Genomic DNA, 6126 nt, shown 5'->3' on the forward strand with positions numbered 1-6126 from the left:
CACGCAGCGAATGGGCAGAGCGGTTCTTCTCCGCAATCTTGTGGCCTTTCTCGTCATGATAGGTGCAATTGCACCAGCCCGTTGACGCGCAGGGCCAACAGGCGCTTTTGCGCGGGCAATGCTTCTCTCTTCACCTTACCTCGTTTGAGTGACATGAACAGCGGACCGGTGTCGCGGCCGAGCTGCTGAATCCAGGCGCGAGCGCAGCGCACCGGACAGAAGGCGGCGGTAGCCGCGTAGAAGATGGCCTTGTCCTCGGCCTCGTCGGTTTGGTTGGTGTTGCTTCTGGGCAGATGCACAATAAGCGTCCGCCCCGTGAACTCCAGGTGCTCCACGTTCAGGGCTACGAGTTTGGAGCGAAGGAAGACGCCGGCTAAGCCCAGCAGCAGGACCCGTTCGCGCAGGTCGGCCGTGGTGGTGACGTCCAGGCGGCGGATGCTCCCCTTGAGTTCGTCGACCGTGAAGGCCGGCGCCTGCTTTTGCCGCGTGCGCAGGGCGCGGGTGATGCCGTCCAGTACCAGGGTCAGCTCGTCGGCGAACACCGGCGACGGGTAGCCGCGCAGCTGGTGGTGCTTGTGAACGGCCGCCAGGTGCCGCTTGATGATGGATAGCTTGCGGGGAATATCGGCCAGGGCGGCCACGTACCGAGCCACGGTGCCCACGTCGGCTGGCAGCGGGCATAAGCCTGGCAGCGCGCAGAACTCCCCGAAGCTTTTCGAATCGGCCGAGTACGCGAGCGCCGTGTTGTCGGCGCCTTCTAGGCCGAGCTTCAAGTAACGGACGACGTTATCAGCCGCGGTGGCAAGTTACGAGCCCAAGGCCTGTGGTTGGGCGGGAATTCGAGTGAGTTCGGTGCTCATGCGGGAAAAAGTAGCCGGAAAACTTTAGGCATCACAAGTAAGAGTTATGATACCTAAAACAATACTGAGTTTAGCCGTGCACACTGAAGGGAAGTTACAGAAGGTATGAGATTAGATTGCCAAGTTCATACCTTCACAGCCAGCGCTTCATATCTGAGTTAGGCTCTACAATGACGAATATATCTGATACACTCACTCGGCTCTCGGCTTTAGACCTAGCCACTCGTCCTTACGATGAAGTTAAAGAGCTCATCAAAGAGCTTGAACGATTTGGGGCAATGCAATTTTCATTGCATGCTGGCAAGACAATCACTCGTGGACGACCTAATGATATTATTGATGGCCGGCCTCTCTCTTTTACGCGAGCTGACCAACTTTCCTATAAACCACAAAAATTCAATTCCACATACCAGCGTGCCAGTACGCCGTTCAAGACGATGTTTTACGGCTCCGTAATCCCTGAAAACCTCGAGGAGGGTGATGTGGCTATTGAGCGCATGATTTCTGTTTCGGAGGCCAGCTCCCTGTTGCGAAACGTACACCGGCGAGAAATCAGTCCAGAACTCAAGAAGGAAACTATCACGTTCGGTCAATGGGTAGTGACCAATGATATTCCCCTTCTGTCACTTTGTTACTATAAGCCTTTGTTGCAGAATAATTCGTTGGGCCGAGAGCTTTATGCAGAGTTTGAAAAAGGCACTCAATGGCTACCGGAACCACTACGAACCCACACTCGCTCTGCTAATACATTTTTCGCAGAACAGTTCGCCAAGCCCTCACATGAGTTTCGCGGAGATTTTGAATACATGCTATCAGCCATATTCGCTGAGACTACTGTAGAAAAGGGGCTGGCCGGCGTGCATTTCCCAAGTGTCAAAGCGCAGGGTATGGGGTTTAATGTGGCAATATCACCAGAAGTTACCGACCGCAGCCTGCGATTAGATAAGGTGCTTGAATGCACTCTTTACGAGCGAGATGGCCACTTTTTTCTGGACAGCGACAAGTTTGCACGGTTGTCTCCGGGCGAAACTAACTTCGAGCTACAGGCTATCACGGACCCGCGCTACCATTCTACCGAAGATGAAATCAATCGGTGGTTTGATGAGCAGAAACGGGCGCGTGGTTAATCCCAGCCATGCCAAGACAACACTAACGCCCAGTTGCTTACACAGCTTCTCACGAAAGTTGAGCAAACCTGTGACTCTTTGCTAAAGCTGAACAGCCTGAATCTTGCAGACGAATAAGTCTGGTTTAACCGCTCTGCTTATTTCTTTATAACTGTGTTTCCGTGACGTATGACGCACCAATTCTCTGTTAATACCCTTTACTTTTCCAGCTTGCTTCCAACACAGGCCCCACGGCTGTGGCAGGAACTCACGACAGTGCTGGAAGAGCACCGTATTTCGTACCTCCTGCTGCCTCTGACAAAGGACATCTGGGCGGTCGACTACATGCCTGTGCAAGTGAGCCGGACAGAGTTTGTGCAGTTTCGCTACGACCCGTCTTACCTGAAATTTAAGAAGTACGCCAACAAACGGACCGACGCTGGCCCCGTGCTGGCCGCTTTGCCCCGGCCGTTGGGGGTTGCCCAGAGTTCGCTGCGTCTCGACGGCGGCAACGTGGTGCGCGTGGGGCAGAAAGTCATCGTCACAGACCGAGTCTTCTCGGAAAACCCCGGTGTGCCGTACGCCCTGGTGCGGGAGCAACTCGCTGATGCCTTGCGGGGAGAACTGATAATTATCCCGGCCGACCCGCACGATTTCACTGGGCACGCTGACGGCATGGTGCAATACTTGGACGAGCGCACCGTACTCATTAACGACTACCAGGGCAAGGAAGCCCCGTTGGGGCAGCAACTGGCCAGTGCGCTGAATAACGCTGGCCTGACGTGCGTCCCGTTTCCATACTTCCCCCAGGAAGGCAGCCATTCGTCGGCCGTAGGGGCCTGCATCAATTTTGTGCGGATAGGGCCGCTGGTGCTGCTGCCCGTCTTTGACCTGCCTTCGGACGAAGCGGCGGTGTACCAAACCGAGCGATTGTTTCCGGGCTGCCGGGTGGTTCCGACGAACGTGTCAGAACTGGCCCCGCTCGGCGGGCTGCTGCATTGCGTGACGTGGGCCATTGACCAGCCCGGCGCCCATGCGCTGCCGGCTAAGATGCCCCAACAAGTTGCCCATTCGTATTATGGCCGGAAGCAATGCCAGATGTGGGGCGACACCACACAACCTATCCGGCCTCTGGACCTGCGGGATCGGTACCGCGGCAGCTTGCTGGGTGCGGCGTATGGGGATGCCATGGCGGCGCAGGTTTCGCCCACAGGAATTCCTGCGCAGGCCACGGCAGTCACACAGCTGATGCTCTTCACGGCAGAAGGCCTGCTGCGTGCGGAGCACCGCAGCATGCAGAAGGGTATCGGCGGGGCCGAGCCGCAGATTGTCTGGGAAAGCTGGCTCCGCTGGCTCAACACGCAAGGCGCGACCCCTCCCGGCGGGTACAATCCGGAAAAGATAACCTCGGGCTGGCTCAGCCGCCAGGCGGCCCTGAAGCACTCCCGCAAGCCGGCCCCCACCACTTGGGCCGCCTTGACGTCTTCCCAATTTTATCCCCCTGAAACGGTCGCCAACAACAGCATGGGCGCGGACCCGCTGGTGCGGGTGGTGCCGTTTGGCCTGTTTCATTTTTATTCCACGCCGCACGCCATGGAGCAGGCAACCACAGTAACGGCTTACACCCACGGGCATCCCGTGGCCCAGGCGGCGGCCGGCTGGGCCGCAGCGACCGTGGCCCAGTTGGTGCGCGGGGCCTCGCTGGAAGACGCCGCCCGGGTGGCGTACCACCTACTCCCGCCCGACCGGGAAGCCGGCGATGCGTGCCGGCACGCCGTGGACCTGGCGCTGCAACTGCATGGAAAACCGACCCACTTGCTTGCCGCGGACTTTCGGCAGTTCATGGCGGGGCGTACCGCGCCGGCGGCCCTGATGGGCGCGCTCTACTACGCCCTGCACTTCCGCGACACGCCCGAAGCAGCCCTGTCAGAAGCCGCGGGGGTAGGCGGGCGTTCCACGGCCGCGCTGACAGGCGCCTTACTGGGCGCGCACCTGGGCGAATCGGCTTGGCCGGCCGGGTGGAGCAGCCGACACGACTTGGCCGGCTTGGCCTTGGTGCTGGCCGATGACATGTTCACCCGCGTGAAAGGGGACTCCTTTACCTTGGACGAGGAGTGGTGGGCCCGTTACCCGGGGTTTTAATTGGGTCATTAAAGTCCGATTTCAAAGCAGCCCTTACACCTTTTGCAAGCATGGAGCACATCAAAAATTACGGTATACTCGCTTCTATTGCCTGGAACAGCAACGATTGGACCGCTGACCCGACCGAGGCAGACCTGAAAAAGTCGAAGTACGATTTTGTCAAAGACAACCAACACACCCACGAAAGCATCAACTTCGGCCACGAGCTGTACCCGGCCGAAGCGGACGGCAGCTTTATTGGCTACACGCCGATGCTGCGCCGGTTACCGGCCGCGGAGAAGGCCAAACATGTCTGTGCGGTGTTCTTCTTAAGTTCCGACTACCAGAACCAGAACCGCAAATGCGTGGTAGGCATCTACGGCTTTCCGGAAATCGGGTGGTTTGAGCGGACCGCCGAACACGCGGTTTTCGAGAAGTACGACGCCGGCAACGTGCGCGCTCAGGTCGAGGACATCATCTATTTCCAGAATCCGGTGGTGCTTGACAACGAACGCGTCGTCCGAGAGAAGCTGCTGCCCGAAGGCAAGCTTATTTCCCAGCAAGGGTTCAATTACCTTGATTCGGATAACGTTTTTAACGTCCTGCGGCTGGCGGCCCGGCTGAACCCGGACAACATACAGCTCGCGAACCTGCTGAAGAAATTCCCCAACGACTTGAGCTACATCAACGAGGTGATTGAAGTAGATGACTTTCGCGAATTTCTGGGTGACCAAGACGCGGACAGCATAGAGGGACTCGCAGGCTTGGAGAAAAAGATGCAGCAGCTGCGCCCGCAGCTAAAAGAGCGGGTTTCGTCTTTTATCGAACGGGGTGCTATTGCCAGCAAGGTCAAGGCGATAACCAAACATAAATGCCAGATTTGTGAAGCGTTGGGGCTGAATCCCATTGGGTTTCGCAAACCGGATGGAACCCCCTATGTGGAGACGCACCACGTCGAGTCGGTTTCGCAGTTGTCAGTGGGGGCCCTGGGGCTGGCGAACCTGATTACGCTCTGTGCGAACCACCACCGGCAGATGCACTACGGCAACGCCATGCTGACCCAGCAAACCAAAACGCATTTCACTTTCATGCTCGACGGACAGAAAGTGGTCATTCAAAAATTAGCGTTCTAAACCGTTCTCAAGCAGATTGCTCATCTATGTATTCCTGCCAGATTCCCTCCCATTCCCGCACATACGAATGTGCCGTTTCGTAGCTGGGTAAATCGTAGGTGATAACCTCACGGACGCTCCTTCTCTCACTCACGGGTGCCCGGGGGCCGCACGTACTGCGTCCGGGTATTTTATTCTACTACTAACTGCCGGATGTCATTCTCACAGTTGTCGAAAGGAGAGAGTTTAAAGCATTTCACTTGCGCCAGGTCAAGCGTGAGGCCGGCGTGGGTGACGACTTTTGAAGGATTCACCGGGTTAATTCAGGTTAAAGCCAAAGGCACGGGAGCCCAGCTTGCGCTTAAATAATTTTTCGTGCTCAAACACTTCTTTGTCTGTCATGGATTTTGGCAGGGTCATCAGCAGGGTGAACTGGAAGTGACGGGCATAGTCCGGGTCTGTCGTCAGCAGCTTGCGCAGCGCGACGTTATTGCCGTGTCCGTTTGTTTTTACATAGACCATCCAGCGCTGCCATACGCCGCCTTCCCCATAAGCGGACCCGATGTACTGCTGGCCGGTGGACGTATCCTGGATTAGGTAAATGCCCGCCACGGCCGAGAGCATCCGGCACCACTCATCGCGTGGGGACTGGCTTTTTTCCAATTCGTGCAATTCGGCAAACGAAAGCGTAAAGTCCAGGTAATCGGTAAAGGCACGGCTGAAGGGTTTAGGCTCAAGCTCCAGCACCACCCTGGGAGCGTCTGGCCTCAACCATTGATGCCAGCTGATGGGCGCGTTGCCCTGTACGCTTCCCTAAATAGGAAGCCAGTTGAGAGTAGAGAAAAGCGTATTTTCACTACCTGACAACGACGAAATGAAAAAGGGACGATTCAGCGAAGCCCAGATTGTGGCCATTCTGCAACAGCA

At 56.8% G+C, this 6126-nt stretch carries 6 protein-coding genes; 3 read left to right on the forward strand and 3 right to left on the reverse strand.

What is annotated here, in order from left to right; genetic code table 11:
- Window positions 1–53: 53 nt before the first annotated feature.
- On the reverse strand, window positions 54–662 hold the full coding sequence (locus ACYU7Q_RS20945) for a hypothetical protein (RefSeq protein ID WP_460611406.1): 609 nt from the start codon (window positions 660–662) through the stop codon (window positions 54–56).
- 368 nt (window positions 663–1030) lie between these two features.
- Here ACYU7Q_RS20945 and ACYU7Q_RS20950 point away from each other — a divergent pair, with 368 nt between their 5' ends.
- The 3 genes from ACYU7Q_RS20950 (at window position 1031) to ACYU7Q_RS20960 (ending at window position 5220) form a co-directional block, all read left to right on the forward strand.
- Window positions 1031–1987 carry a hypothetical protein gene (locus ACYU7Q_RS20950; protein WP_460611407.1) on the forward strand — a complete coding sequence of 319 codons (957 nt, stop codon included), beginning with the start codon at window positions 1031–1033 and terminating at the stop codon, window positions 1985–1987.
- Between the two features lie 210 nt (window positions 1988–2197).
- Complete coding sequence (locus tag ACYU7Q_RS20955) at window positions 2198–4108, forward strand: ADP-ribosylglycohydrolase family protein (RefSeq protein WP_460611408.1); 1911 nt, start codon at window positions 2198–2200, stop codon at window positions 4106–4108.
- 50 nt (window positions 4109–4158) lie between these two features.
- Window positions 4159–5220: a hypothetical protein gene (locus ACYU7Q_RS20960; protein ID WP_460611409.1), complete on the forward strand. Its 1062-nt coding sequence runs from the start codon at window positions 4159–4161 to the stop codon at window positions 5218–5220.
- Between the two features lie 170 nt (window positions 5221–5390).
- On the opposite strand, the gene ACYU7Q_RS20965 is transcribed toward ACYU7Q_RS20960, so the two are convergent.
- Both ACYU7Q_RS20965 and ACYU7Q_RS20970 read right to left on the reverse strand, forming a co-directional pair.
- A complete protein-coding gene (locus tag ACYU7Q_RS20965; protein WP_460611410.1) occupies window positions 5391–5513 on the reverse strand; it encodes a hypothetical protein in 123 nt (40 codons plus the stop codon).
- Window positions 5514–5517: 4 nt separating this feature from the next.
- Entirely contained in the window at window positions 5518–5949 is a 432-nt protein-coding gene (locus ACYU7Q_RS20970; protein WP_460611411.1) for a GIY-YIG nuclease family protein, read from the reverse strand.
- Window positions 5950–6126 lie beyond the last annotated feature (177 nt).

This window comes from Hymenobacter terrigena, assembly GCF_054776515.1.

Bases quoted from the DNA above. Each gene is read 5' to 3' on its own strand.
- ACYU7Q_RS20950 (WP_460611407.1), top strand. From the start codon at position 1,031: ATGACGAATATATCTGATACACTCACTCGGCTCTCGGCTTTAGACCTA.
- ACYU7Q_RS20960 (WP_460611409.1), top strand. From the start codon at position 4,159: ATGGAGCACATCAAAAATTACGGTATACTCGCTTCTATTGCCTGGAAC.